The organism is Streptomyces sp. KLMMK (assembly GCF_036961605.1).
GTDB lineage: Bacteria > Actinomycetota > Actinomycetes > Streptomycetales > Streptomycetaceae > Streptomyces > Streptomyces telluris.
Window position 1 is genome coordinate 1 of record NZ_JBAMDC010000060.1, and the last position, 26,420, is coordinate 26,420.

Sequence of the window (26,420 nt, forward strand, 5' to 3'; positions counted from 1 at the left end):
CGCGGCCGGCCCGGCCCCGCGCTCCCCCACGCCCGACTCCCCCGTGCAGCTGTGCACCAAGCTCATCTCCTACTGGGCCGAGCAGGACCTCACCGGCAGCAAGTGGGCCGGGCTCGACTGGGAGCAGAAGGGCCTGTCCAACGAGCAGTTCGCCCTCTACGACGACATCGTGCAGGCGGCCCGCGGCGAACAGCGCAGGCACGGGACCGCCGCGGCCCTCGAACAGGTCCGCCGCCAGGCGCGGCAGCGCTGCGAGGCCGCCGGCGGGGCCACCCGCAGCTCGGAGAACTGGCGGCCCCCCACGTGACCGTGTGTAATCGTCACGCGGTGCGGGAAACGTAGCATCGTCGGCAGGACCACGGCCCGCGCGGCCCGATCACCCCTCCTCACACCCTCGACTGCTTAGCGGAACTGCACTTTCTGGCTCCGCACTCGGGGGACAAATCACCATCCGCGAAGATCATTCGCTCACGGCTGCTACACAAAATTCTCCAGAAGTGATCTGCGTCATAACAAGACAGTCACATCATGGCCAGCACCTCTGCCCCCCGCAGCCGCACCCCCCTAGAGTCACGGCCAGTCACCGCCCCGCCGGGGAAAGGACACACCGTGCGCCACCGTCCCCTGCTCATCCTCACCAGCACCCTCGCCGCCGGCACGCTCGCCCTGAGCGCCTGCGGCTCACGCGACGGCGGCAAGAGCGACGACGACCAGGGCAGCGGCAAGCAGACCACCGTGGTGATCGGTGTCGACGCCCCGCTGACCGGCTCCCTGTCCGCCCTCGGCCAGGGCATCAAGAACTCCGTCGACCTCGCCGCCCGCACCGCCAACAAGAACAAGGAAGTCCAGGGCATCACCTTCAAGACCGAAGCCCTGGACGACCAGGCCGTCCCGGCCTCCGGCCAGCAGAACGCCACCAAACTCGTCGCCGACAAAACCGTCCTCGGCGTCGTCGGCCCGCTCAACTCCGGCGTATCCCAGTCCATGCAGGGCGTCTTCGCCCGGGCCGACCTCACACAGGTCTCCCCCGCCAACACCAGCCCCGAACTCAGCCAGGGCGACAACTGGCTCAAGGGCGAGAAGAAACGCCCCTTCAAAACCTACTTCCGCACCGCCACCACCGACATCATCCAAGGCCGCTTCGCCGCCCAGTACGCCTACAAGGACGCCAAGAAGAAAAAAGTCTTCGTCGTCGACGACAAGCAGACCTACGGCGTCGGCCTCGCCTCGATCTTCGCCCAGGAATTCAAACGCCTAGGCGGCGAAGTCGCCGGCACCGACCACATCACCGTCAAAGAGACCGACTTCTCCAGCGTCGCCAACAAGATCAAGAACAGCGGCGCCGACATCGTCTACTACGGCGGCCAGTACCCCGAAGGCGGCCTCCTCTCCGACCAGGTCAAGAAGACCGGGGCCCGCATCCCCCTCATGGGCGGCGACGGCGTCTACGACCCCGCCTTCATCAAAGCCTCCAGCGAGAGCAACGACGGCGACCTCGGCACCTCCGTCGGCTACCCCGTCGAAGGCCTCGACTCCGCCAAGGCATTCGTCCAGAACTACAAGGACGCCGGCTACAAGGACCCCTACGCGGCCTACGGCGGCTACTCCTACGACGCGGCCTGGGCCATCGTCCAAGCCGTCAAGAAGGTCGTCGCCGACAACAACGGCAAACTCCCCGCCGACGCCCGCGCAAAGGTCACCGAAGCCATGGGCAAAGTCTCCTTCGAAGGCGTCACCGGAAAGGTCTCCTTCGACGAATACGGCGACACCACCAACAAGCAGCTGACCGTCTACCAGGTCAAGGGCGACGCCTGGCAGTCCCTCAAGAGCGCCACCTTCAAGGACTGAAAGCCCTCTTCGAGAACCGAAGAGGACTGAACAGCGGCCCCAAAGGACGGAACAGCGGCCCCACCAGGCCCAGCGGAAACCGCACCCACCGCGCGAGGACGCATCCCACGCCCTCGCGCGGACCCACATCCGACACCCGCATCGGAGGCCCAGCGGTGCACCAACTGCCGCAAACGCTGGTCAACGGTCTCGCCCTCGGTGCCCTCTACGGCCTCATCGCCATCGGGTACACCATGGTCTACGGCATCGTCCAGCTCATCAACTTCGCCCACGGCGAGATCGTCATGATCGGGGGCTTCGGCGCCCTCAGCATCCACCTGTGGCTTCCCCACGACACCCCCCTCTCCGCCGCCCTCCCGCTCATGCTCATCGGCGGCGCCCTCGCCTCCGTCGCCGTCGCCACCGCGGCGGAACGCTTCGCCTACCGGCCCCTGCGCGACGCCCCCAGACTCGCCCCCCTCATCACCGCCATCGGCCTGTCCATCGCCCTCCAGCAACTCGTCTGGGCCTTCTACCCCGACGCCAAGAAATCCCGCGGCTTCCCCCAGTTCCAAGGCGACGCCTTCGAACTCGCCGGCAACATCCACATCCAGCGCGACGACGTCTTCGTCCTCCTCGCCGCCCCCCTGTGCATGCTCGCCCTCGGCTTCTTCGTCGCCCGAAGCCGCACCGGCCGCGCCATGCAAGCCACCGCCCAGGACCCCGACACCGCCAAACTCATGGGGATCAACACCGACCGCATCATCGTCCTGGCCTTCGCCATCGGCGGCGCCTTCGCCGCCGTCGCCGCCGTCGCCGCAGGACTCCGCGCCGGCCAGATCAACTTCGAAATGGGCTTCATCCTCGGCCTCAAAGCCTTCACCGCCGCCGTCCTCGGCGGCATCGGCAACATCTACGGAGCCATGCTCGGCGGAGTCGTCCTCGGCATCGCCGAAGCCGCCGCCTCCACCTACATCCAGCACATCCCCGGAATGCAACAACTCGGCGGAGGCGGCTGGAAGGACGTATGGGCCTTCGCCCTCCTCATCCTCGTCCTCCTCATCAGGCCCCAAGGCCTGCTCGGCGAACGTGTCGCGGATCGGGCGTGAGCACGATGAATCCACAGAAGACCGCAGGCGACGACGCCAACAGGAACGGGAAAGGGACCGGGACCGGGACCGGGCAAAAGGCCGGAGCCGGGGCCGAGAACGGAAAGGGACCGGCAACCCCCACCACCGAAACCACCCCCGTCATCCCCCTCCCCCTCGGCACGGCCCGCATCCTCACCACCACCGGAGCCCTCCTCAGCGCCGCTTCCACCTTCCTCGCCTGGACCTGGACCACCGACTTCCCCGGCAACCTCACCATCACCGGCTACCCCGGCGGCCTCCAACTCCTCACCCTCACCGGCGCACTCCTCACCCTCCTCTACGTCCTCACCACCTGGAACCTCCCAGGCCTCCGCTGGCTCAACCCCACTGGCAGCCACAACGCCACCGCACTCCTCGCCACAGCCACCCTCGCCACCACCTGGTACACACTCATCGCCATCGCCGTACAACTCGGCGGACTCGTCAACCTCGAACCCGGCGGATACGCCGCCGCCCTCGCCACCCTCCTCGCCCTCCTCGGCACCCTCGCCCTCCCCCTCGACCGGCGCACCACCAACTCCTTCCCACCCCACAGCCGCCTGAGCACCACCCGCACCGGAACACTCCTCCGCTCCGTACTGCGCACCCTCCGCCCCGGCCGCACCGACCGACGGCCACCACCCGCCCGCCCCCTGCCCGCCTGGGCCGAGATCCTCATCATCGCCGCGTCCTTCGGCCTCGCCCTGGGCCTGGTCACCTACGGCATCGGCACCGCATACGGAGAACTCTTCACCGGATTCCTGCTCCTGGCCGGCTTCAGCGCCGCAGCCCTCACCCGGGCCGGGCTCATCGGGCGGCTCACCGCCCTCACCGCCAAACACCGCACCCCCACCGTCACCGCCGCCTTCGTCGCCGCGGCCCTCTTCCCCCTCACCCAGGACACCGACCAGTACACCCTCATCGCCGTCAACATCCTGATCTTCTCCACCGTCGCCCTCGGCCTCAACGTCGTCGTCGGCCTGGCCGGCCTCCTGGACCTCGGCTACGTGGCCTTCCTCGGCGTCGGCGCCTACACCGCCGCCCTCGTCTCCGGCACAACCGCCTCCACCCTGGACATCCGCTTCCCGTTCTGGGCCGCCGTCCTCACCGGAGCCGCCGCCTCACTCGTCTTCGGCGTCGTCATCGGCGCCCCCACCCTGCGACTGCGCGGCGACTACCTCGCCATCGTCACCCTCGGATTCGGAGAGATCTTCCGCATCACCGTCGGCAACCTCAACGGCGAATCCGGCCCCTCCCTCACCAACGGACCCAACGGCATCCCCAACATCCCCGACCTCGTCCTCTTCGGCTACAACTTCGGCGAAACCCACACCCTGGGCAGCATCACCCTCAACCCCTTCGCCAACTACTACCTCCTGATGCTCCTGTTCACGATCGTCGTCGTCCTCGTCTTCAGCCGCGCCGGCGACTCCCGCATCGGACGCGCCTGGATCGCCATCCGCGAGGACGAAACCGCCGCCACCGCCATGGGCATCAACGGCTTCCGCCTCAAACTCCTCGCCTTCGCCCTCGGCGCGACCCTCGCCGGCCTCGCCGGCACCGTCCAGGCCCACGTCGCCTACACCGTCGTCCCCGAGCAATACGTCTTCGCCGGCCCCGTACCACCCAACTCGGCCTTCCTCCTCGCGGCCGTCATCCTCGGCGGCATGGGCACCATCAGCGGCCCCCTCCTCGGCGCCGCCCTCCTCTACCTCATCCCCGCCAAACTCCAGTTCCTCCACGACTACCAACTGCTCGCCTTCGGCGCCGCCCTCATCCTCCTCATGCGTTTCCGCCCCGAAGGACTCATCCCCGACCGCCGCCGGCAGCTCGAATTCCACGAAGGAACCACCGGCAGCAGCACCCTCACGCACGCGGAGGCGACCACCCCATGACCACCACCGCCGCCCCCGCCCCCACCCCCGCCGAGACACCCGCCGACACCCCCGCCCTCACCGCCACCGGCGTCACCATGCGCTTCGGCGGCCTCACCGCCGTCCGAAACGTCGACCTCACCGTCCACCGCAACGAAATCGTCGGCCTCATCGGCCCCAACGGCGCAGGAAAAACCACCTTCTTCAACTGCCTCACCGGCCTCTACATCCCCACCGAAGGCACCGTCACCTTCCAAGGCACCACCCTGCCGCCCAAACCCCACCTCGTCACCAAAGCCGGCATCGCACGCACCTTCCAGAACATCCGCCTCTTCGCCAACATGACCGTCCTGGAAAACGTCCTCGTCGGCCGCCACACCCGCACCAAAGAAGGCCTCTTCTCCGCCCTCCTCCGCGGCCCCGGATTCCGCCGCGCCGAACGAGCCTCCGAAGAACGCGCCATGGAACTCCTCACCTTCACCGGACTCGCCGCCAAACGCGACCACCTCGCCCGCAACCTCCCCTACGGCGAACAACGCAAGCTGGAGATCGCACGCGCCCTCGCCAGCGACCCCGGCCTCCTGCTCCTCGACGAACCCACCGCCGGAATGAACCCCCAGGAAACCCGCGCCACCGAGACCCTCGTCCGCGCGATCCGCGCTCAGGGCACCGCCGTCCTCGTCATCGAGCACGACATGCGCTTCATCTTCAACCTCTGCGACCGCGTCGCCGTCCTCGTCCAGGGCGAAAAACTCACCGAAGGCACCTCCGAGACCGTCCAGGCCGACGAACGCGTCATCGCCGCCTACCTCGGCACCCCCTTCGAAGGCGCCCCCGGAGAAGAAGAAGCGGCGGAGGTGGCCGCCGCCGAGGCCCGCACGGAGGAAGGGGACGAGCGATGACCGCCCTCCTGGAAGTCGAAAACCTCCGCGTCGCCTACGGCAAGATCGAAGCCGTCAAAGGCATCTCGTTCACCGTCGAAGCAGGCCAGGTCGTCACCCTCATCGGCACCAACGGCGCCGGCAAGACCACCACCCTGCGCACCCTCTCCGGCCTCCTCAAGCCCCTCGACGGCACCGTCCGCTTCGAAGGCCGGCCCCTGACCGGAGTCCCCGCCCACCGCGTCGTCGCCCTCGGCCTCGCCCACTCCCCCGAAGGCCGGCACATCTTCCCGCGCCTCACCATCGCCGAGAACCTCCAGCTCGGAGCGTTCCTGCGCAAGGACACGACCGGCATCGCACAGGACGTGCAGCGCGTCTACGACCTCTTCCCCATCCTCGGCGAACGCGCCCGCCAGGCCGCCGGCACCCTCTCCGGCGGCGAACAGCAGATGCTCGCCATGGGCCGGGCCCTGATGTCCCGCCCCAAGCTCCTCATGCTGGACGAGCCCTCCATGGGCCTCTCACCGATCATGATGCAGCGGATCATGGCCACGATCACCGAGCTCAGGGCCTCCGGCACCACGATCCTGCTCGTCGAGCAGAACGCCCGCGCCGCGCTCTCCCTCGCCGACCGCGGCCACGTCATGGAGATCGGGAAGATCGTCCTCTCCGGGAGCGGGGCCGATCTTCTGCACGACGAATCCGTACGCAAGGCGTACCTGGGCGAAGACTGAGAAGGGCCCGCGTCCGGACGAACCGGACACGGGCCCTTCTCGACGACAGCCGGGACTACTGCCCCTTCGCCGCCTTCTTCTCCTCGGCGTCCTCGATGACCGCCTCGGCCACCTGCTGCATCGACAGACGGCGGTCCATCGACGTCTTCTGGATCCACCGGAAGGCGGCCGGCTCGGTCAGCCCGTACTGCGTCTGCAGGATGCTCTTCGCACGGTCGACCAGCTTGCGCGTCTCCAGCCGCTGGGAGAGGTCCGCGACCTCCTTCTCCAGCGCCTTCAGCTCCGTGAAGCGGGAGACGGCCATCTCGATGGCCGGGACGACGTCGCTCTTGCTGAACGGCTTGACGAGGTACGCCATGGCCCCCGCGTCCCGGGCCCGCTCGACCAGATCCCGCTGGGAGAAGGCGGTCAGCATCAGCACGGGCGCGATCGAATCGCGGGCGATCTGCTCGGCGGCGGAGATCCCGTCCAGGACGGGCATCTTCACGTCCAGGATCACCAGGTCGGGGCGGTGCTCCCGGGCCAGCGCGACCGCGGTCTCGCCGTCGCCCGCCTCGCCCACGACGGAGTAGCCCTCTTCCTCAAGCATCTCTTTGAGGTCGAGACGGATCAGGGCCTCGTCCTCGGCGATCACGACACGGGTGACATGCGGAGGGGTGTGCTGCGGCTCGTCGTCGACGGGCGGCGTGGGCTCGGCGGCGGTCACGGGTCTCCTCGTTCCAGGGCAAGGTGCTGCCCCATGAGCCTACCTAGCTGCGGTATGTTTGACGCACGGCGGGATTCCGCTAACCTTGGTTTCATAGGCTAGCCCCGGTAGCCCAGCGGTAGAGGCCATGGATTCAAAACCCATTCAGCGTCGGTTCGAATCCGACTCGGGGCACTTTCCCTTCTTTTCCAAGGTCACCAATCGGTTCCCGCCACGAGGGAATCTTCGCTCGTCAGGGTGAACGAACCTTCGAATCCTGTCTTCCGGTGCGGTACCTCACCGAGGCTCGTCCCTGTGTACGACATGGAGACGCGCAATCGCGCCGTCAGTCTGATGAGGGACGGCGTACCGAATCGCATCGTGGCCGAGAGGCTGGGTATCCCCCGTGGCACTGTCGGCTGGTGGATGTCCGAGGACCGGAGACGCAGGGGCGAATCGTTCGTACGCCCGACGGATTGCCCCAGATGCACTGGCCGGGCGCTCGACCACCAGGCCTACTCCTACCTCCTCGGTCTGTATCTCGGCGATGGCCACATCATCGCGAAGCCCAAACAGAACCACCTGTCCATCTACTGCGGCGACGTATGGCCCGGCCTGATCGATGCAGCCGAGGAGGCCATGCGAAAGGTCATGGCGCTGCCCAGCACCGGCAGGCGGCAGAAGAAGGGCTGCACGGAGGTGAAGTCCTACTCGGCACACTGGCCATGCATGTTTCCCCAGCACGGGCCGGGCAAGAAGCATGAGCGACGTATCGCCTTGGAGGACTGGCAGCAGGACATCGTGGACGCTCATCCCTGGGAGTTCTTACGAGGACTCATCCACTCCGATGGATGCAGGGTCACGAACTGGACCACCAGGATGGTGAACGGAGCGCGCAAGCGCTACGAGTACCCGCGTTACATGTTCGCCAACAAGTCCGACGACATCCGCAAGTTGTACTGCGACACTCTCACCAAGGTGGGCGTCGAGTGGACCACCCTGGCCCGCGGCAGCGACCCCTTCAACATCTCCGTAGCCCGCAAAGCATCCGTCGCCCTCATGGACGCCCACATAGGCCCCAAGTACTGACGGAGTACTCCTACTCCTCCCCAATATGGTGCACCCGCACCATATTCGTCGTGCCGGGCGTCGCCGGCGGCGAACCCGCGGTGATGATCACGCGATCCCCCCGCCGGCAGCGCCCGATCCTCAACAAATACTCGTCGACCTGGTCGACCATCTCGTCCGTCGTCTGCACCATCGGCCCCAGGAACGTCTCCACGCCCCACGTCAGGCTCAGTTGGGCCGCCGTCGACGCCTCCGGCGTGAACGCCAGCAGCGGGATCGGGGAGCGGTAGCGCGACAGCCTGCGTACCGTGTCGCCGGACTGGGTGAAGGCGACCAGGAACTTCGCCTCCAGGAAGTCGCCCATCTCGGCGGCGGCGCGGGCCACGGCGCCGCCCTGGGTGCGGGGCTTGCTCCGTTCGCTCAGGGGCGGCAGGCCCTTGGCCAGCAGGTCCTCCTCCGCCGCGGCGACGATGCGGCCCATGGTCTTGACCGTCTCGACGGGGTACTTGCCCACGCTCGTCTCGCCGCTGAGCATGACCGCGTCCGTGCCGTCGATGACGGCGTTGGCGACGTCCGAGGCTTCCGCGCGGGTGGGGCGGGAGGCGTCGATCATGGAGTCGAGCATCTGCGTCGCCACGATGACCGGCTTGGCGTTGCGCTTGGCGAGCTTGATGGCGCGCTTCTGGACGATCGGGACGGTTTCCAGGGGCATTTCGACGCCCAGGTCGCCGCGGGCGACCATGATGCCGTCGAAGGCAGCGACGATGCCGTCGAGGTTCTCGACCGCTTGCGGCTTTTCGATCTTGGCGATGACGGGGAGGCGGCGGCCTTCCTCGTCCATGACGCGGTGGACGTCGACGATGTCGTCCGCGCTGCGGACGAAGGACAGGGCGATGATGTCGGCGCCGATGCCCAGGGCCCAGCGCAGGTCTTCGACGTCCTTTTCGGAGAGGGCGGGGACGGAGACGGCGACGCCGGGGAGGTTGAGTCCCTTGTGGTCGGAGACCATGCCGCCTTCGATGACGATGGTCCGTACGCGCGGGCCGTCGACCTCTGTCACTTCGAGGGTGACGCGGCCGTCGTCGACGAGGATGCGCTCGCCCTTGGTGACGTCGGCGGCGAGGCCGTCGTAGGTGGTGCCGCAGGTGTGGCGGTCGCCCTCGACGGGTTCGACGGTGATGGTGAATTCGTCGCCGCGTTCAAGGAGTACGGGGCCTTCGTGGAAGCGGCCGAGGCGGATCTTCGGGCCTTGAAGGTCGGCGAGGACGCCGACGCTGCGGCCGGCTTCTTCGGCGGCCTTGCGTACGCGCTGGTAGCGGGCCTCGTGGTCGGCGTAGGTGCCGTGGCTGAGGTTGAAGCGGGCGACGTCCATGCCGGCGTCGACGAGTGCCTTGATCTGCTCGTACGAGTCGGTGGCGGGCCCGAGGGTGCAGACGATTTTTGCTCGGCGCATGACTCGACCTTACGACCTACCAGTGGGTAGCGAATCCGTCGGCCGCGACAGCCCAACGGCCTTTCGGTAAAAGGTTTTTGACAACGAGTGAATGTGCGCGTGCGCGCTCCGATGAGCACCCTCGGGGCTTTGTGCCGGCTGGGTCAGAGCTGGGGCGGGGTCATGGTGAAGCGGGCGCTGACCTGGGCGCGGACGGTCTGCCGCTGGGGTTCGAGATCCAGTTCGGGTGCGGGGGCGGCGGGTCCCGCGAATCCGCCGGCGCCGGGCCGTCCCCGGCGCATCGCGCCGGGGGGTGAGGGGCGGCCGGCGGGTTCGGCGCCGTCGTCGGCGAGTTCGAGGAGGGCGCCGAGTTCGGTGCCGAGGGCGTCGGCGTAGGCGCGGGCGCGCTGGACGGCTTCGTGGACGGCTTTGCGGCGGACTTCGGTGTGGGCGGGTGAGTCGGGGCGGAGGGCCCACCAGGGGCCGCTGATGCGGGTGAGGGGGAGGTCGGAGAGGCGGGCGGTGAGTTCGCCGAGTCGGGTGAAGTCGTTGATGGTGGCGGTGAGGTGGATGCTGCCGTTGTAGGCGCTGATGCGTTCGCCGCGGCCTTTTTCGGTGAGTTGGGGGGTGATGCTGAGGTATCCGGTCTCTATTTTTTCGACGGCGTCGCCGTAGGACTTCACGAGGTCGAGGGCCCGGGAGTTGCGTTGGGTGAGGTCGTGGAGGGTGGTGGTGCGGTCGGTGCCGCGGGCGGTGACGGTGATGCCGAGGCGGGCGATTTCGGGGTCGACTTCGAGGCGGGCTTCGCCGCGGACGGAGACGCGGGGGGTGTCGGGGGTGCCGTAGGGCAGGGGTGCGGGTGTGGTCATGCGATCAGTGTGGCCTTCTGGTTCTCCCGGCGGAGTTACCGGGGAGTCACCGGATCGCAACCTTGGGAGGGTGTCGCGGGCGGGGTGGGCCGGGTCAGAATCTACGCGCGTTGTCAGCACTGTGACGTGCGCTGTGACGTGCGCTGTGACTTGCACTGTGACTTGGGGAGAAGAAGTGCCGCTGAACCGGAGGAATTTTCTGGGGCGTACCGCCGCGACGGGCGCGGGGGTCGCGCTCGTGGGGGCGGTGGGTGCCGGGTCGGCCGAGGCGCGGGAGGTGGATGCGGGCCTGACGGGCGGCCGGGGGAAGCGGAAGTACTCGTTTACCGTGATGGGGACGACGGACCTGCACGGGAACGTCTTCAACTGGGACTACTTCACGGACGCCGAGTTCGATGACAAGGCGCACAATGACGTGGGCCTGGCGAAGATCTCGACGCTGGTGAATCAGGTTCGTGCGGAGAAGGGGCGCCGCAACACCCTGCTGATCGACGCGGGTGACACGATCCAGGGCACCCAGCTGTCGTACTACTACGCCAAGGTGGATCCGATCACCAAGGCGCACGGCCCGGTGCATCCGATGGCTCAGGCGATGAATGCCATCGGGTACGACGCGGCGGCGCTGGGGAATCACGAGTTCAATTACGGTATCCCGGTGCTGCGGAAGTTCGAGGAGCAGTGCGACTTCCCGCTGCTGGGGGCGAATGCGCTCGATGCGAAGACGCTGCGGCCGGCGTTTGCTCCCTATGTGATGAAGCGGGTGTGCACGCCTTTCGGGCGGGATGTGAAGGTGGCGATCCTGGGGCTGACGAATCCGGGTATCGCGATCTGGGACAAGGCGAATGTCCAGGGGAAGATGGTGTTCCCGGGTCTGGAGGAGCAGGCGGCGAAGTGGGTGCCGCGGCTGCGTTCGATGGGTGCGGACGTGGTGATCGTCTCGGCGCATTCGGGTTCGAGCGGGACTTCTTCGTACGGTGATCAGCTGCCGCACATCGAGAATGCGGCGGCGCTGGTGGCGGAGCAGGTGCCGGGGATCGACGCGATCCTGGTGGGTCATGCGCATACGGAGATCCCGGAGTACCGGGTGGTGAACAAGAAGACGGGCAAGCAGGTCGTGCTGTCCGAGCCGCTGAAGTGGGGTCAGCGGCTGACGCTCTTCGATTTCGGCCTGGTGTGGGAGCGGGGGCGCTGGCAGGTGGAGTCGGTCTCGGCGAAGGTGCTGAACTCGAACACGGTGCCCGAGGACAAGAAGATCACCCGGCTGCTGCGCGACGAGCACGAGAAGGTCGTGGCGTATGTGAACCAGGTGATCGGTACGTCGACCGCGGCGATGAGCGCCGCCGAGGCGGCGTACAAGGACACGCCGATCATCGACTTCATCAACCATGTGCAGAGGGAGACGGTGAAGGCGGCGCTGGCCGGGACGGCTCATGCGGCGCTGCCCGTGCTGTCGCAGGCGTCGTGTTTCTCGCGGACGGCGGCGGTGCCGGCGGGGAAGGTGACGATCCGCGAGGTGGCCGGGCTGTACCCGTTCGAGAACACCCTGGAGGCGCGGGTGCTGACGGGTGCGCAGCTGCGTGAGTATCTGGAGTTCTCGGCGCGGTATTTTGTGCGGACGCCTGCTGGGGGTTCGGTGGATCCGGCGAAGCTGACGAATGCGGAGAGCATTCCGGATTACAACTATGACGCGGTCAGCGGCCTCTCGTATGAGATCGACATCGCGAAGGCGCCGGGGTCGCGGATCGCGAAGTTGATGTTTGACGGGAAGCCGCTGGACGACGCGGCGCAGTTTGTGCTGGCGGTGAATAATTACCGGGCCAGTGGTGGGGGGAATTTCCCGCATGTGGCTCGGGCGAAGCAGGTGTGGGCGAACTCGGAGGAGATCCGTAACACGATCATTTCTTGGGTGAAGGCTCAGGGGACGATCGATGTGGCGAAGTTCGCCTCAGTGGACTGGAAGCTGACGCGGGATGGTGCGCCGGTCTTCTGATGTGGTGGCTCGGGGTCGTGGCTGAGGTCGCGGTTCCAGGCCGAAGGTGGTGAAGGCGGTCCGCTCCGGTAGGGGGTAGGCCGCCTTTTCCGTGATGGCGTTGAGGATGGTGGCGCTGCGCCAGGCGGCGAGGCCGAGGTCGGGGGTGCCTACGCCGTGGGTGTGGCGTTCGGCGTTCTGGACGTGGATGGCGCCGCGGACGAGGGGGTCGAGGACGAGGCGGTGGTTTTCGTCGATGCGGGGGCGTTCGCTGTGGTCGCGGCGGATGTAGGGGTCGAGGGCGGCGAGGAGGGTGTCGACGGGGCGTTCGCGGTAGCCGGTGGCGAGGATGACGGCGTCGGTGGTGACGCGGGAGCGGGTGCCTTGCTGGGCGTGTTCGAGGTGGAGTTCGACGCGGGTGGTGCCGACGCGGCCGGCGGTGCGGACGAAGACGCCGGGGGTGAGGACGGTGTCGGGCCAGCCGCCGTGGAGGCTGCGGCGGTAGAGCTCGTCGTGGATGCCGGCGAGGGTGTCGGCGGCGATGCCCTTGTGGAGTTGCCATTGCTGGGGCAGGAGTTGGTTGCGGACGGCTTCGGGGAGGGCGTGGAAGTAGCGGGTGTAGTCGGGTGTGAATTGTTCGAGGCCGAGTTTGCTGTATTCCATGGGGGCGAAGGCGGGGGTGCGGGCGAGCCAGTGGAGTTTTTCGCGGCCGGCGGGGCGGTTGCGGAGGAGGTCGAGGAAGACTTCGGCGCCGGATTGGCCGGATCCGATGACGGTGATGTGTTCGGCGGCGAGGATGCGCTCGCGGTGGTCGAGGTAGTCGGCGGAGTGGATGACGGGGACGGCGGGGGCGTCGACGAGGGGGCGTAGGGGGTCGGGGACGTAGGGGGCGGTGCCGACGCCGAGGACGAGGTTGCGGGTGTAGGTGCGGCCTAGGGCTTCGGCTTCGCCGTCGGTGTCGAGTTGGGTGAAGTCGATTTCGAAGAGGTTGCGTTCGGGGTTCCAGCGGATGGCGTCGATCTGGTGGCCGAAGTGGAGGCCGGGGAGGGATTGGCTGACCCAGCGGCAGTAGGCGTCGTATTCGGCGCGTTGGATGTGGAAGCGCTCGGCGAAGTAGAAGGGGTAGAGGCGTTCGCGTGATTTGAGGTAGTTGAGGAAGCTCCAGGGGCTGGTGGGGTCGGCGAGGGTGACGAGGTCGGCGAGGAAGGGGACTTGGAGGGTGGTGCCGTCGATGAGCAGGCCTGCGTGCCAGCGGAAGGTGTGGTTCTGGTCGTAGCAGGCGGTGCGGAGGCCGGGGATGCCGTGGGCGAGGGCGGCGAGGGAGAGGTTGAAGGGGCCGATGCCGATGCCGGCGATGTCGAGGGGCTGGTCGGGGGTGGTCTGGGGGGAGGTGGATGTTTCGGGGGCGGTTTCGGGCTTGGGGGGCGGGGGGGTGCCGGGGGTGTTCTGCGGGGGGTTCTTGGGGGGTGGCGGGGTCTTCATCGGCGTACCTGGCCTTCCACGAGGGTGAGGAGTGTGCGGAGGTCGTCGGGTGTGGTGTGGGGGTTGAGGAGGGTGGCTTTGAGCCAGAGGCCTTCGGGGGTGGTGGTGCGGCCGAGGACGGCGTGGCCGTGGTGGAGGAGGGTGCGGCGGAGTTCGGCGGTGGTGGGGTCGTCGGTGGGGGTGGGGCGGAAGAGGACGGTGCTGAGGGTGGGGGGCGCGTAGAGGTCGAAGCCGGGGTGGGCGTCGATGAGGTCGGCGAAGTGGCGGGCGGTGGTGCAGACGCGTTCGGCGAGGTCGCCGAGGCCGCGGCGGCCGAGGGCCCGGAGGGTGACGGCGATCTTGAGGATGTCGGGGCGGCGGGTGGTGCGCAGGGAGCGGCCGAGGAGGTCGGGGAGGCCGGCGCGGGTGTCGTCGGGGGCGTTGAGGTAGTCGGCGTGGTGGGCCAGGGGGTGCAGGGCGGTGCTGTCGGGGACGGCGAGGAGGCCGGCGGCGACGGGTTGCCAGCCGAGTTTGTGCAGGTCGATGGCGATGGTGTGGGCGTGGTCGAGGCCGTTGAGGGCGGGGCGGAGGGTGTCGCTGAAGAGGAGTGGGCCGCCGTAGGAGGCGTCGATGTGGAGGCGGGCGCGGTGGGTGCGGCAGAGGGCGGCGATGGCGGGGAGGGGGTCGATGCTGCCGGTGTCGGTGGTGCCGGCGGTGGCGATGACGAGGGTGGGGGTGCCGGTGGTGGCGGGGTCGGTGAGGGCTTCGTGTACGAGGGCGGGGTCGAGGATGCCGGTGGGGGTGGGGAGGGTGAGGGGTGCGGGCAGGCCGAGGAGCCAGGCGGCGCGGTGGATGCTGTGGTGGGCGTTGGCTCCGCAGAGGATGCGCAGGGGCCGGGTGGTGCGCCCGGCCGGTTCCGGGGCGGTTCCGGTGGCCGGGTCTCTCGACGGTGCTCGGGGCGGTTTCCCGGTTGCGGCGCGGGCCGGCTCGCCGGCCGGCTTCCCGGTCGTCTCCGCGGCCGGGAAGCCGGCCGTTTCCCTGGCCGTTTCCCTGGCCAGGAGGAGGGCGAGCTGGTTGGACTCGGTGCCGCCGGTGGTGACGAGGGCGTCCGGGTCGGGGTGGCGGGGGTAGGCGAGGGCGGCCAGGGCGCGGGTGGTGAGGGCTTCGAGGGCGGTCGCGGCCGGGGCCTGGTCCCAGGAGTCGAGGGAGGGGTTGAGGGCGGCGGCTGCGAGGTCCGCGGCGGCGGCCAGGGCGAGGGGCGGGCAGTGCAGGTGGGCGGCACAGTGGGGGTGGGCCGGGTCGGCGGCGCCCTCGGCCAGGGCGCCGACGAGGGTGCGGAGCGCCTCGTGGGCTCCGGTGCCGGTCTCGGGGAGGGCGGGGGCGGCGCGGGCCCGTACGCGGGCGGTGACGGCTTCGGGGCCGCCGGCCGGGAAGGGGCCGCGGCGGGTGGCGGCGCCTTCGTGGAGGGCGTCGAGCACGGTACCGAGGAGGGGGTGCAGGGCTTCGGGTCCTCGGGTGCCGCCGGCGAGGGGGGCGGGGGTGCGGTCTGCGGCGTCGTGGGGGGAGGCGACGGTGGGGCCGGCGGGCGCAGGCATTTAACTTTGCCCCTTTTGGGTTGACTTCGAGCGCATGCTGTGGGGTCGGTCCGGGCTGTGACGAGCGGCAACTGCAACAAGTTACGTTCGGCGCACGTTCGGTGACCGGCGTAGCGGCGGGTTTCGCTCGATGGGGGGAAGGCCGTGCAACCGGGGTGAGATGTGTCTGCTAATGGGGTCCGGGGCGGACGCACCCCGTTCCGTCGACTAATCTGCACCCCATGGCCATGAACTTTCTCGCTCTCGACGTAGGGCCGCTCAAGCCCGAGCCCGCGCCGCTCGTGCTCGGCGCCGTGCTGTTCTTCATCGTCTTCGCCGTGATGGCGAAGGTGCTGCTGCCCCGGATCAACAAGGTCCTCGTCGAGCGCGAGAAGGCCACCGACGGCCGCTTCGACGAGGCGGAGGAGATCCGCGCGGAGGCCGCCCGGGTCCACACCGAGTACCAGGAGCTGCTGGCCGAGGCCCGGCACGAGGCCGCGCGCCTGCGCCAGGAGTCGCTCGAGCAGGGCACGGCGATCATCGCCGAGCTGCGTGCCGAGGGCCAGCGCCAGCGCGAGGAGATCATCTCCGCGGGTCACGCCGTGATCGACGCCGAGCGCGCGGTCGCCGAGGCCGAGCTGCGCCAGCAGGTCGGCGTGCTGGCCACGGAGCTGGCCGGCCGCATCGTCGGTGAGGACGTCGCCCAGTCCGCCCGCGAGAACGGCACGGTGGACCGCTTCCTGGAGGAGCTGCGCACCGCGCAGGCCTCCGACGCCGCCCGTGAGGCGCGCGGCTGACAGCGGCAGGCCGCCGCTGCGACACATCTCGGACGCCGAAGGCTCCGCACCCCTTTCCGGGTGCGGAGCCTTCGGCGTTCCCCGGGTGTTTTGTGCGGCGGGTTACGCCTGGCGTTGCCTGATGCGCAGGGCGCGGCGCAGGTCGTCGAGCTGGTCGCCGAGGCGGCGGCGCAGGGCGGGGGTCGGGCCGTCGGTGCGCAGGCACTCCTCGCCGAGGTCGAGGGTGCGCTGCTCGACGAAGGGGTGGGGGAAGCCGGCTGCGGCCGCGGCGGTGGCCAGGGCGGGGCCGCGGCGGGCGGCGAGGGCGACGGCGGCCGGGTGGTAGCGGTCGAGGTAGGGGCGTACGAGGTCGAGCTGCTCGTGCTGCCAGAAGCCTTCGGCGGTGGCGGTGAAGAGGTAGTTGGAGAGCTCCGGGCGGTGGTCCGGGTCGTACATGGCGCGCCAGGCGGCTTCCTTGGCCGCCGGGTCCGGGAGGGCGGCGCGGCAGCGGGCGGCGCCCTCCTGGCCGGTCGCGCTCGGGTCGCGGGCGAGTTCGGCGTCGACGGCCGCGGCCGTGGTGGCGCCGAGGACGGCGAGGCGGGCGAGGGCGCGCCAGCGCAGTTCGGGGTCGAGGGCCGGGCCGCCGGGGACGGTGCCGTCCCGGAGCCAGGCGTGGAGGGTGTCCGGGGCGGTGGCGCTGTCGATCAGGGTGCGGACGGCGGTCAGGCGCAGGCCCTGGGCCGTGCCGTCCTCCTCCCGGTCCCGGGTGCGGTCCAGGAGGTCCTGGGCGAGGGCGGTGAGGGCCGTCAGGGCCGCGGGGCGGTCGGCGGGGGTGACGTAGCGGTCGGCGGCCTGGCCGCGGGCGAAGGCGAGGACGGCCCGGGTGACGGCCACGTCGGTCTCGTGGGGCAGGTGGGCGCGGGCGGCGTCCAGGTATGCGGTGGGGGCGAGCTCGCCGTCGCGGACCATGTCGCGGGCGGCGTTCCACAGGACGGCCCGGGTGAGGGCGTCGGGCAGCGCCGGCAGCGAGGCCAGGGCGGTCTGCCACGACGCGGCGTCCAGGCGGACCTTGGCGTAGGTGAGGTCGCCGTCGTTGAGCAGGAGGAGGGCCGGGCGGGGGCCGCTTCCCGCGACGGTGCGGGTGCCGCCGCCCGCGGGCAGGTCGGCGGTCAGGCGGTCGCGGGCGACGAGGGCGCCGGAGCCGTCGGGGGCGTGGTCGTAGAGGCCGACGGCCAGGTGGTGGGGGCGGGTGCCGTCGTGGCGGACGTCCAGGCGCCAGCCGCCGCGGCCGTCGTCGGCGACCGTGGGGGTGAGGGTATCGACGCCGCTGGTGCGCAGCCAGATGGCCGCCCAGGCGTGTACGTCGCGGTCGGTGTTGCGGGCCAGGGAGTCGAGGAAGTCGGCGAGGGCGGCGTTGCCGAAGCGGTGGCGGGTGAAGTGGTCGTTGATGCCGGCGAGGAAGTCCTTCTCGCCGAGCCAGGCGACGAGCTGGCGCAGGGCGGAGGCGCCCTTGGCGTAGGAGATGCCGTCGAAGTTCAGCAGTGCGGAGGCGGTGTCCTGGACGGCTTTTGCGTCGGGGGCGACGGGGTGGGTCGAGGGGCGCTGGTCGGCGTCGTAGCCCCAGCCCTTGCGGGCGCAGGCGAAGTCGGTCCAGGCGCCGTCGAAGCGGGTGGCTTCGGCGAGGATCTGGTAGCCCATGTACTCCGCGAAGGACTCGTTGAGCCAGATGTCGTCCCACCAGCGGAGGGTGACCAGGTCGCCGAACCACATGTGGGCCATTTCGTGGGCGACGGTCACGCCGCGGGTCTGGCGCTCGGTGTCGGTGACCGCGGAGCGGAAGATGTATTCGTCGCGGAAGGTGACCAGCCCCGGGTTCTCCATGGCGCCGGCGTTGAACTCGGGGACGAACGCCTGGTCGTAGGAGTCGAAGGGGTAGGGCTCGTCGAAGATCTCGTGGAAGCGGTCGAAGCAGCGGCGCGTGATGCCGAAGAGCTCTTCGGCGTCGGCGTCCAGGTGCGGCGCGAGGGAACGGCGGCAGTGCAGGGCGAAGGGCAGGCCGGCGTGCTCGGTGCGGACGGAGTGCCAGGGGCCGGCGGCGAAGGCGACGAAGTACGTGCTCAGGGGCTGGGTGGTGGCCAGCTCCCAGCGGCCCTCGGCCGGGTCGCCGGTGCGGGTGGCCACGGCGTTGCCGAGGACGGTCCAGTGGGGCGGTGCGGTCACCGTCGCGTCGAAGACCGCCTTGAGGTCGGGCTGGTCGAACGCGGCGAAGACGCGCTGGACGTCGTCGATGAAGGTCTGGGTGTAGAGGTAGGTCTCGCCGTCGGCGGGATCGGTGAAACGGTGCATGCCCTCGCCCGTACGGGAGTAGCGCATGTCGGCCTCTATCAGCAGCTCGTGCTCGCCCGGGGTCAGGGCGAGGGCGAGCCGGTTGTCGTCGAGTGCGGCCGTATCGAGCGGCCGGCCGTCGAGGACGGCGCGGTGCAGGGCGGCCGGGCGGAGCTCGACGAAGGTGTCGCCCGCGTGGCGCGCGGTGAACCGGATGCGGGTCGTGGATCCGAAGAGCTCGTCGCCACGGGTGAGATCGAGGTCGACGGCGTACCGGTGGACGTCCAGGAGACGGGCGCGGGCCTGGGCTTCATCGCGTGTGAGTACGGGCATGGGCTCATGCTGCCGTATCGCCGGCGCTGTGCCGAAGCAAGTATTCGGGGGCTCGCTCGAGGTCGCGGGGCGGCTTCGGCTGCGCCGCGGCGGGAAGGGGGCGCGGCTTACATATGGGGCCCCGCATCCCCTCCCCCCGCCGCCACGGCGGGCAACCCCCGCGGCGGTGACCGGCGGTGCCCAGCCAACCGGCAGGTGAGCACGGCACCGCCGGAACGCGCCGTCGCGGCCGAGCGCCGCCGCGGCGGAAGAGAGGGCAACGGGCTGCCCGCCCCGCCAGGGGCCTGCTCCACGCCGGAGTCGTGCCACGCGCCCTGCCCCGCCGCCACGGCGGGCAACCCCCGCGGCGGTGACCGGCGGTGCCCAGCCGGTCCGCCGGGGGTGTGGCACCGTCCGGTCGCGTCGCCGTGGTGGAAGGGTGCGGCGCTCATGGTGCCGAACCGGCCTGCGGCCCGTCGTCGTCGTGCCGTCCGCGCTGGAAGCGTTACGCGCGGGCGATCGTTTCGTGGTGGCGGATTACCTCGGCGACGATGAAGTTGAGGAACTTTTCGGCGAACGCGGGGTCGAGTTTGGCGTTCTCGGCGAGTTCGCGGAGGCGGGCGATCTGGCGGGCCTCGCGGGCCGGGTCGGCGGGGGGCAGTTTGTGGGCCGCCTTGAGGTGGCCGACCTGCTGGGTGGCCTTGAAGCGCTCGGCGAGCATGTGGATCACCGCTGCGTCGATGTTGTCGATGCTGTCGCGCAGCCGGCCCAGCTCGGCCCGTACGGATTCGTCCATGGAACTGTTGCTCATGGTCACCGAGCCTATGCGGAGGGGCGGGGTGCGATCACCGGTGGGTGGTCCGGGTCGGGGATGCGCGCGCTCCAGCCGCCGGGCACGGCGCGCCCTTGGCGGGCGCGGAAGCGGACGGGGGCGGTGCCGACGCGGCGGGTGAAGAGGCGGCTGAAGTAGGCGGGGTCGGCGTAGCCGACGCGGCGGGCGACGGCGGCGACGGGCAGTTCCGTGGCGGCGAGGAGTTCCTTGGCGCGGCCGAGGCGGATGGTCAGCAGGTAGTCCTTGGGGCTGCAGCCGGCCCCGCGGCGCACGGCGGCGCGCAGTTCGGCGGTGGTCATGCCGTGCCGGGCGGCGTGCTGGGCGACGGACAGGGGCAGGAAGGCGTCCCGGGCAAGGGCCTGAAGTATCGGTTCTCCGCCGCCGGTGGTGTCGGCCCGCGCCCGGCGCAGGGCGACCAGGAGTTCGTGCACGGCCGCGGAGGTCTCGACCTCCAGGAGCGGATTGGCGCGGCGGGCGGCGCGGGCGATGCGGTGGACGACGGCGCGGACGGCCGTGGTGTCCGTGAGGGGCACGAGGGGCCGGTGGGGTTCGATGCAGCCCAGTTCCGTATAGGCGGCGACGGCCGGGCCGGTGAAGTCGACGAAGCTCTCGTCCCAGCCGGTCCCGCCCGCGGCCCCGTAGTGGTGGGGGACGCCGGGGACGAGCCACAGGAGCGCGGGGCCGGTGACGGTGCGGGCGCGCCCGTCGGGTGTGCGCAGCCAGCCGCTGCCGGCGTGGACGACGACGGCGACGTGGTGGTCGAGGGTGCGGGGGCCGACCGCGGGGAGCGCCCCGTGCTGCAGGCCGACGCCGAGGCAGACGAGGCCGAGGCGGTGGTGGACGGGGCCGGGGGTGAAGTAGCGCATCCATGTCTGGTACATGGGTCCCGGCCTCCCGCGGTGTCGGCCCCGTGTGCCGATCTTCGCGCATGGCGGCGCGCTTTCACCAGGGGGCGGCAGCCCCCTCCGCAGTCCCGCCCGCCCCGTCCGTCCCGCCCGCCTCGTGCACCGTGAAGCCGTCGAGGACGAATTCCGCGGTGGTGCCGTCGCCCGTCTTGCGCAGCCCCACCCACGCCTCCCCCGCCTCCGGCGCGGTGAACTCGTACGTATGCGTGGCGGGCGCGTGGGCGGCGGGCAGCGGGGTGCGGTGCAGTTCCCGGGTCTCCGGCGCGTCCACGGCGGTGATCCAGGCGTACTGCCCGGCGGCCTCGTTCTCGTAGCGGAAGGAGACGCGGTAGCGGTGCCCGGGCCGGAAGCGGGCGGTGTGCGGCACGGTGCGGTAGACGACGCCGGTGTTCTCGCCGCGCGACTTGAGGGACTGGGTGCCGTCGATGACGTCGTCGACGGCCTTGCCGTTCCAGCCGCGCTGGGTGAAGGGCGCGTGCCGCTGGGCGATGTGGGTGCGGGGGTCGGTCGTGCCGCCCGCGTCGCCCTTGACGAAGGGGCCCCACCCCTGGGGGACGTGCTCGAAGTCCTCGACGACGAGCGCACCCGCGCGAGCGGCCGGCGCTCCCGCGGCGACGACCCGCAGCGCGTCGAAGCGGACGCGCGCGTCCCCTTCTGCGGCGGTCAGCGTCAGGGTGACGGGACCGCCGCCCGGCGGCACGGTGAACCGGGTGAACATCCGCTGGAAGCGGGTGCCGTGCTTGCGGTCGGCGGCCACGTAGTTGACGGCGGTCGAGGTGTCCGTCCAGTTGGCGGCGGTGACGCCGTCGGCGGTGCGGACCTCCAGGCCGGCCCGGCGCCGCTCCCCCGCGGTGTCGCCGACTTCGACCTGCACGGACGCCGCGTAGGTGCCGGGCCCGAGGCGGGCGAGCCGCTGGCCGGCCGTGGCGGCTCCTCCGGCGCGGACGACGAGTTCCCAGTCGCCCAGGGGGCTGCGTTCGACCGCCGCGGGCCCGGTGACCTGCCACCCGTCGAGGCGGCCGGAGTGGAAGCCGGGGTCGTGCAGGGGGGTGCCTTCGCCCCAGGCGGGGTCCGGCGAGCGGCCGGGGCCGCGGGTGAGGACGTACGGCTGCCCGGCCGCGGCCTCGATCGTGACCTCGCCGCCGCGGACGGGCAGTTCGAGGGCGCCGGCGCGGCCCTGGTCGGTGAGCCGGTGGAGGACGACCGTGCGCCGCCCCGCCCAGCCGCGCGGCAGGCGCCAGCGGGTGGCGCCGCCCTGCGGGTTGTAGTGGTAGAGCTTGGCGGGGTCGCGGGCCTCGCGCGGCTCCCAGGGCAGGAGGTAGGTGCCGCCGCGGTAGACCACGCGCCCGTCCGTGGTGATGGTCCGGGTGCCGTCGGCGTCGCCGACGGCGGTCCGCTCCGGCCCCTCGAAGGTGATCTCGTGCTCGCCCCAGGTGCGGACGGGGTACGCCTGCAGGTATTTGGCCGGGAGGTTCTCGGTCCACAGCAGGCGGTGGAAGGGCTCCCAGCCGGTCTTGCCCTGCCACCCCGAGAACGTGCCGAGCTTCGCGGTGCCGAGGAGCGGCCACTTGTCGGCGAAGACGTCCTTGCGGTGGTGGTGGACGAAGCGGATGAGCCGGGAGTTGATGCCGCGCGAGGTGTCGGGCCCGTAGTCGGTCTCGCTCGCCCAGTGCGCCCACAGGCTGGAGCGCTCCAGCCCGTGGCCCCATTCGCTGGTGATCTGCCAGCCCTGCTCGCGCAGGGCGCGCTGGAGCCGGTCGGAGTTCCAGCCGGACTCGCGGAAGACGTCGATGTAGAGGGTGTTCAGGGCGGGGTCGGTCTCGTCGCGCAGCTGCCGGAAGCGGCGCACGACGTCGCCGGAGAGCAGGTCGCGGCGGGGGTCGATGCGGTAGGACTGGTCGAGCCAGTCCCACTGTCTGTCGTTCTTGTCGACGAGGGTCTCGGAGAAGGCATGGGCCACCGGGTAGGACTCGGTGGTGTTGACGTGCACGGCGAAGTCGCTGTTCCAGCGCTTTCCGGCGCGCAGCAGGGCGTTGAGGCCGGCGAGGCCGCCGGCGCGGGTGTTGTAGTTGCCGCCGTAGTCGGGGTGGGCCGAGTCGTGGCCTTCGGACTGGTAGCCCTTGAGGAGGGTGAACTGGCGCAGCCCGTCCGTGGCCAGGGCGATCCGTTTGACGTCGTCGAGGGTGGCGAGGAAGGGGTTCGTGGCCTGGCTCGCGAAGTTGAACGCGATGTGGGGGACGACGCGCAGGTGCTGTTCGGCGGCTCCGAGGGGCTCGGGGGTGATGTCCCGCAGGGCGATGGCCGCGTCCTGCCAGTCGGCGTCGCCGTCGCCGTTGCGGTCGCGGGTGAGGACGACGGTGGCGTAGGGCAGGGGTTCGGTGTCGGTGCGGTGGGCTCCCGCGGCCCGGTGGGTCCACTGGCCGCAGGTGAGCTGGGTCTTGGTGTAGCCGGTGCGGGTGAGGGTCTGGCGCCGGAAGCGGCCGTTCTCCCAGGCCGTGGCGGCGTCGGTCCGGTCCTGGACGGTGTTGGTGTCGGCGGCGGCGGCGAGCCGGCCGGTGCTGACGACGGCGTAGGCGCAGCCGATGGGCGCCTCGTCGGCGGGCGTGTCCGGTCCGGGGCGGACGAGGGTGTCGCCGCTCCTGGCCTTGTCGAGGTGGATGCGGGCGGCGAGGAGTGCGGCCCCGGGCTGGCTGCTGCGGACGCTGAGGAGGGCCAGGCCGGGGATGCGCAGGGTGCCGACGGGCAGGGCGGGGGTGTCGGCGATGCGGGTGATCCGCCAGTGGACGAGCAGGCCGTCGACGTGGATCTCGGCGTCGATGCGGGTGCCGCCGTCGAGGGTGAGGACGTAGGCGGCGCGGTCGGCGTGGACGGTGGAGGTGACGTGGGGGGTGTGTTCCTTCTCGTCCACGAGGAGGGAGGTGACGGGGTCCTCCTGGGCGTGGAGGACGTCTCCGGTGGGGCGGTGGGTGTAGGCGATGACGCGGGGGAAGGCGGTGTCGATGCGGACGTCGAGGTCGGCGGAGCGCAGGACGGCTTCGGCGGCGGGCGGGGCGGGGGTGGCGGCCGCGGCCGTCCCGGCGAGCGCGGTGATTCCGGCGGCTCCGGCGGTGCCGGTGATTCCGGTGATTCCCGCGATGGCGCCGGCGGTGAGCACTGCGCGCCGGGTGGGCGCTCCGCCGTCGTCGTGCGGGGGCTGCTGCCGCGTCCCTGGGTCGACGTTCACGCCGTGTTCCTCCTCCGTACCTGTGGTCACGGCTCACAGTGGTGGGCGCGGGGCGCGGCGCCCATGGACAAAAGTGCGGGGGCTCTTGGACTCCTGTCCGGAAGAGGGCAGGATCGTTTCATGATCGCAAAACTGATGTATCCCGTCGTCGACTGCCCGGACCCGGCCGCCCTGGCCGGTTTCTACGCCCGGATCCTGGACTGGGAGGTGGACGCCTCCGACCCGGAGTGGGTGTGGCTGACGTCCGCCGCGGGGCAGCGGATCGCCTTCCAGGAGGCCAAGGACCACCGTCCGCCGCGCTGGCCGGACCCGGAGTTCCCGCAGCAGTTCCACCTGGACTTCGAGGTGGACACGATCGAGGACGTGGAGCGGGCGCAGCGTGAGGTGATGGCGCTGGGGGCCGAGTTCCTCCACGACAGCGGCGGCGAGCGGAAGGGTTTCCGGGTGTTCAACGACCCTGCGGGGCACCCCTTCTGCCTCTGCTACGGGCAGTCGCTCTAGGACGCGGTGCGGGTGGGTGGGGGCCCGCGCCGCCCCGGGCGCACGCCGGTCCGGCCCGCACCGGCCCGGCCTCACACCGGTCCCGCGCCGCCCGGGCCCGCCGCCTACCTCCTGCGCTCCACCGGGAACAGCGCCGTGACCTCCCAGCCGCCCTCCGGTGCGGGGCCCGCGCGCAGGATGCCGCCCATGGCCTTGGCGCGCTCGCTGAGGCCGACGAGCCCGAAGCCGCCGCCGCGGGCCTTGTCGGAGAGGACGGCCGCGTGCTTGCCGTCGTCGGCGATGCGCAGCTCGACGCCGGCCGGGACGCCGCGGATCCCGATCCGTACGGCCGTGGCGTCGGCGGCGTGCTTGCGGATGTTGGTGAGGGCCTCGCGGACGACGCGGTGGACGCCGGCGGCGACCTCGGCGGGGATCCACTCCTCCATCCCCTTCTCGATGTAGAGGGTGACGGGCGGCCCGGTGCGGGCGAAGGCCTCGGTGAGGGCGCGTACCTCCGGCAGGCCCGCCACCGGCTCGGTCTCGGCGTCGCCCTCGCGCAGGATGCCCACCAGGCGGCGCATGGAGCTCAGGGACTCGCCGGCCGACAGCTCGATGCGTTCGAAGGCGGCCGCCGCCGCGGGCCCGTCGAGGGCGGTGAAGCGGGCGGCCTGGGCCTGGACGACGATGCCGGTGACGTGGTGGGCGATGAGGTCGTGGAGCTCGCGGGCGAGTTCGAGGCGCTCGGCGTTGCGGACGGCCGTGAGGTCGCGCACGCGCTGCCCGGACTGGTTGCGCAGCAGCACCGAATAGGCGGTGACGACGACCGTGAGGCAGCAGAAGACGGCGGTGAACGGCCCGGGGTCGAGGTCGCGCATGGGGGCGGCGAGGCAGGCGAGGGCGAGCATGGGGGCGAGGATCGCGGCGGCGCGCGTGGAGGCGCGCTGCAGGACGGAGGTGAGGAGGGCGAGGAGGGCGATGGCCTCGCCCATGCCCCAGACGGTCTCGGGGTGCCGGCCCGTCATCAGGACGAGGCTGGTGGTCCAGGAGACGGCGACGGCGGCGGAGGCCCGCACGGTGAGGGGGATCCACTTGTAGGGGACGGCGCACAGGCAGACGGCGATGCCCGAGGCCAGCACCATGGCGTGGGGGCGGCTCGGCTGCCGGGCGAGGACGATGCTCTCGGCGACGACCAGGCAGAGCAGGGCGACGGCGAGGGCGGCCTTCGCGGCGGCGGCGCGCCGGGGGTGCCGGGCGGCCCACCCGGCCACTCTGTTCATGCGCTGCCCGTGGCCAGTCCGCTCTCCCAGGCCCACGCCGCGATCTCGACACGGTTACGGGCGTCGAGCTTGAGCTGCACGTTGGCCAGGTGGGTCTTGACCGTGGACAGCGAGACGAAGAGCTCGGCGGCGATCTCGGCGTTGGTGGCGCCGCGGGCCAGGCAGCGCACCACGTCGGCCTCGCGGTCGGTGAGCGGTTCGGAGGGGGCCCGGGCGGGGCCCGCCGGGTCGGCGGGGGCCATGTCGCGCAGGAGGCGGACGGTGATGGCGGGCGAGATGAGGGAGTCGCCGACGGCGGCGGCGTGCACGGCTTCGACGAGCATGGCGGGGCTGGCGTCCTTGAGCAGGAAGCCGGAGGCGCCGTTGCGGAGCGCGGTGTGCACGTACTCGTCGAGGTCGAAGGTGGTGACGATGACGATGCGGGGGCGCCGGCCGGTCTCCGGGCGGCCTGCGGCCCGCTCGGAGAGGCGGCGGGTGACCTCCAGGCCGTCGAGCTTGGGCATGCGGATGTCGAGGAGGAGCACGTCGGGCTCGTACCTCTCGACGGCGGCGAGGGCGGCCTCGCCGTCCACGACGTCGGCGACGACCTCGATGTCGGGCTGGCTCTCCAGGATCATGCGGAAGCCGGTGCGGACCATCTCCTGGTCGTCCGCGATGACCACGGTGATCGCCATACTTCGTTCCTTGCGCTGTGCCGGCCGTGCGGGGGCCTGGTGTGTACGGGTGGCGGTCCGGGTGCTGCCTTTGCCCGCCCCTCCATGTCAGCGGGGCCGGGGGGCCGCCGCA

The 26,420-nt window shown here is 70.9% G+C and carries 21 protein-coding genes and 1 tRNA gene; 11 read left to right on the forward strand and 11 right to left on the reverse strand.

The features are described 5' to 3' along the window. The 6 genes from V7793_RS13010 to V7793_RS13035 all read left to right on the forward strand — a co-directional run. Positions 1–307: hypothetical protein (locus tag V7793_RS13010; protein WP_336005952.1), on the forward strand; the 307-nt coding region annotated here is incomplete at its 5' end. A gap of 302 nt (positions 308–609) precedes the next feature. Next, on the forward strand, positions 610–1,848 hold the full coding sequence (locus V7793_RS13015) for a branched-chain amino acid ABC transporter substrate-binding protein (protein ID WP_336005954.1): 1,239 nt from the start codon (positions 610–612) through the stop codon (positions 1,846–1,848). 155 nt (positions 1,849–2,003) lie between these two features. After that, entirely contained in the window at positions 2,004–2,936 is a 933-nt protein-coding gene (locus V7793_RS13020) for a branched-chain amino acid ABC transporter permease (protein WP_336005956.1), read from the forward strand. 5 nt (positions 2,937–2,941) lie between these two features. Further along, positions 2,942–4,852 (forward strand): branched-chain amino acid ABC transporter permease, encoded by a 1,911-nt coding sequence (locus tag V7793_RS13025; RefSeq protein WP_336005982.1) that lies wholly within the window; start codon positions 2,942–2,944, stop codon positions 4,850–4,852. After that, positions 4,849–5,733, forward strand: coding sequence for an ABC transporter ATP-binding protein (locus V7793_RS13030; RefSeq protein ID WP_443057898.1), 885 nt, complete (start codon positions 4,849–4,851; stop codon positions 5,731–5,733). Before V7793_RS13025 ends, V7793_RS13030 begins: the two co-directional genes overlap by 4 nt. Then, positions 5,730–6,446: an ABC transporter ATP-binding protein gene (locus V7793_RS13035; RefSeq protein ID WP_336005958.1), complete on the forward strand. Its 717-nt coding sequence runs from the start codon at positions 5,730–5,732 to the stop codon at positions 6,444–6,446. Before V7793_RS13030 ends, V7793_RS13035 begins: the two co-directional genes overlap by 4 nt. Positions 6,447–6,501: 55 nt before the next feature. Here V7793_RS13035 and V7793_RS13040 read toward each other — a convergent pair whose 3' ends face one another. After that, positions 6,502–7,152 (reverse strand): ANTAR domain-containing response regulator, encoded by a 651-nt coding sequence (locus tag V7793_RS13040; RefSeq protein ID WP_336005959.1) that lies wholly within the window; start codon positions 7,150–7,152, stop codon positions 6,502–6,504. Between the two features lie 101 nt (positions 7,153–7,253). On the opposite strand from V7793_RS13040, the gene V7793_RS13045 reads away from it, so the two are divergent. Together V7793_RS13045 and V7793_RS13050 are read left to right on the forward strand one after the other, a co-directional pair. Further along, positions 7,254–7,326: transfer RNA gene (locus tag V7793_RS13045), tRNA-Leu, on the forward strand. 129 nt (positions 7,327–7,455) lie between these two features. Further along, complete coding sequence (locus V7793_RS13050) at positions 7,456–8,220, forward strand: helix-turn-helix domain-containing protein (protein WP_443057899.1); 765 nt, start codon at positions 7,456–7,458, stop codon at positions 8,218–8,220. A gap of 10 nt (positions 8,221–8,230) precedes the next feature. On the opposite strand, the gene pyk is transcribed toward V7793_RS13050, so the two are convergent. Beyond that, entirely contained in the window at positions 8,231–9,652 is a 1,422-nt protein-coding gene (gene pyk / locus V7793_RS13055) for a pyruvate kinase (RefSeq protein ID WP_336005960.1), read from the reverse strand. A 143-nt stretch (positions 9,653–9,795) separates the two neighbouring features. After that, positions 9,796–10,500 (reverse strand): SIMPL domain-containing protein, encoded by a 705-nt coding sequence (locus V7793_RS13060; protein WP_336005961.1) that lies wholly within the window; start codon positions 10,498–10,500, stop codon positions 9,796–9,798. A 175-nt stretch (positions 10,501–10,675) separates the two neighbouring features. Between V7793_RS13060 and V7793_RS13065 the strand changes: the two genes are divergently transcribed. Continuing rightward, positions 10,676–12,490, forward strand: a complete 1,815-nt coding sequence (locus V7793_RS13065; protein ID WP_336005962.1) for a bifunctional metallophosphatase/5'-nucleotidase — start codon at positions 10,676–10,678, stop codon at positions 12,488–12,490. Here V7793_RS13065 and V7793_RS13070 read toward each other — a convergent pair. Then, positions 12,446–13,951 carry a lysine N(6)-hydroxylase/L-ornithine N(5)-oxygenase family protein gene (locus tag V7793_RS13070; protein ID WP_336005963.1) on the reverse strand — a complete coding sequence of 502 codons (1,506 nt, stop codon included), beginning with the start codon at positions 13,949–13,951 and terminating at the stop codon, positions 12,446–12,448. The two genes, V7793_RS13065 and V7793_RS13070, sit on opposite strands and share 45 nt — an antisense overlap. Further along, on the reverse strand, positions 13,948–15,525 hold the full coding sequence (locus tag V7793_RS13075; RefSeq protein WP_336005965.1) for a pyridoxal phosphate-dependent decarboxylase family protein: 1,578 nt from the start codon (positions 15,523–15,525) through the stop codon (positions 13,948–13,950). Before V7793_RS13075 ends, V7793_RS13070 begins: the two co-directional genes overlap by 4 nt. Before the next feature lie 221 nt (positions 15,526–15,746). Here V7793_RS13075 and V7793_RS13080 point away from each other — a divergent pair, with 221 nt between their 5' ends. Then, positions 15,747–16,301 carry a F0F1 ATP synthase subunit B gene (locus V7793_RS13080; protein ID WP_256791482.1) on the forward strand — a complete coding sequence of 185 codons (555 nt, stop codon included), beginning with the start codon at positions 15,747–15,749 and terminating at the stop codon, positions 16,299–16,301. A gap of 102 nt (positions 16,302–16,403) precedes the next feature. Here V7793_RS13080 and pepN read toward each other — a convergent pair whose 3' ends face one another. The 4 genes from pepN to V7793_RS13100 all read right to left on the reverse strand — a co-directional run bounded on the left by pepN (position 16,404) and on the right by V7793_RS13100 (position 23,877). Continuing rightward, positions 16,404–18,938, reverse strand: coding sequence for an aminopeptidase N (gene pepN, locus V7793_RS13085; RefSeq protein WP_336005969.1), 2,535 nt, complete (start codon positions 18,936–18,938; stop codon positions 16,404–16,406). A gap of 484 nt (positions 18,939–19,422) precedes the next feature. Next, the gene (locus V7793_RS13090) at positions 19,423–19,728 is read right to left on the reverse strand and encodes a chorismate mutase (protein WP_058044886.1); all 306 of its coding nucleotides are present in this window, start codon (positions 19,726–19,728) and stop codon (positions 19,423–19,425) included. 11 nt (positions 19,729–19,739) lie between these two features. Next, positions 19,740–20,630: a helix-turn-helix domain-containing protein gene (locus V7793_RS13095; RefSeq protein ID WP_336005972.1), complete on the reverse strand. Its 891-nt coding sequence runs from the start codon at positions 20,628–20,630 to the stop codon at positions 19,740–19,742. Between the two features lie 61 nt (positions 20,631–20,691). After that, positions 20,692–23,877 (reverse strand): endo-alpha-N-acetylgalactosaminidase family protein, encoded by a 3,186-nt coding sequence (locus V7793_RS13100; protein WP_336005974.1) that lies wholly within the window; start codon positions 23,875–23,877, stop codon positions 20,692–20,694. Positions 23,878–23,997: 120 nt separating this feature from the next. Here V7793_RS13100 and V7793_RS13105 point away from each other — a divergent pair, with 120 nt between their 5' ends. After that, positions 23,998–24,378, forward strand: coding sequence for a VOC family protein (locus V7793_RS13105; protein ID WP_336005976.1), 381 nt, complete (start codon positions 23,998–24,000; stop codon positions 24,376–24,378). Positions 24,379–24,482: 104 nt separating this feature from the next. Here the strand turns inward: V7793_RS13105 and V7793_RS13110 are convergent, their stop codons facing one another. Both V7793_RS13110 and V7793_RS13115 read right to left on the reverse strand, forming a co-directional pair. Next, positions 24,483–25,634 (reverse strand): sensor histidine kinase, encoded by a 1,152-nt coding sequence (locus tag V7793_RS13110; RefSeq protein WP_336005979.1) that lies wholly within the window; start codon positions 25,632–25,634, stop codon positions 24,483–24,485. Beyond that, positions 25,631–26,308 (reverse strand): response regulator, encoded by a 678-nt coding sequence (locus V7793_RS13115; RefSeq protein ID WP_168091244.1) that lies wholly within the window; start codon positions 26,306–26,308, stop codon positions 25,631–25,633. Before V7793_RS13115 ends, V7793_RS13110 begins: the two co-directional genes overlap by 4 nt. Positions 26,309–26,420 lie beyond the last annotated feature (112 nt).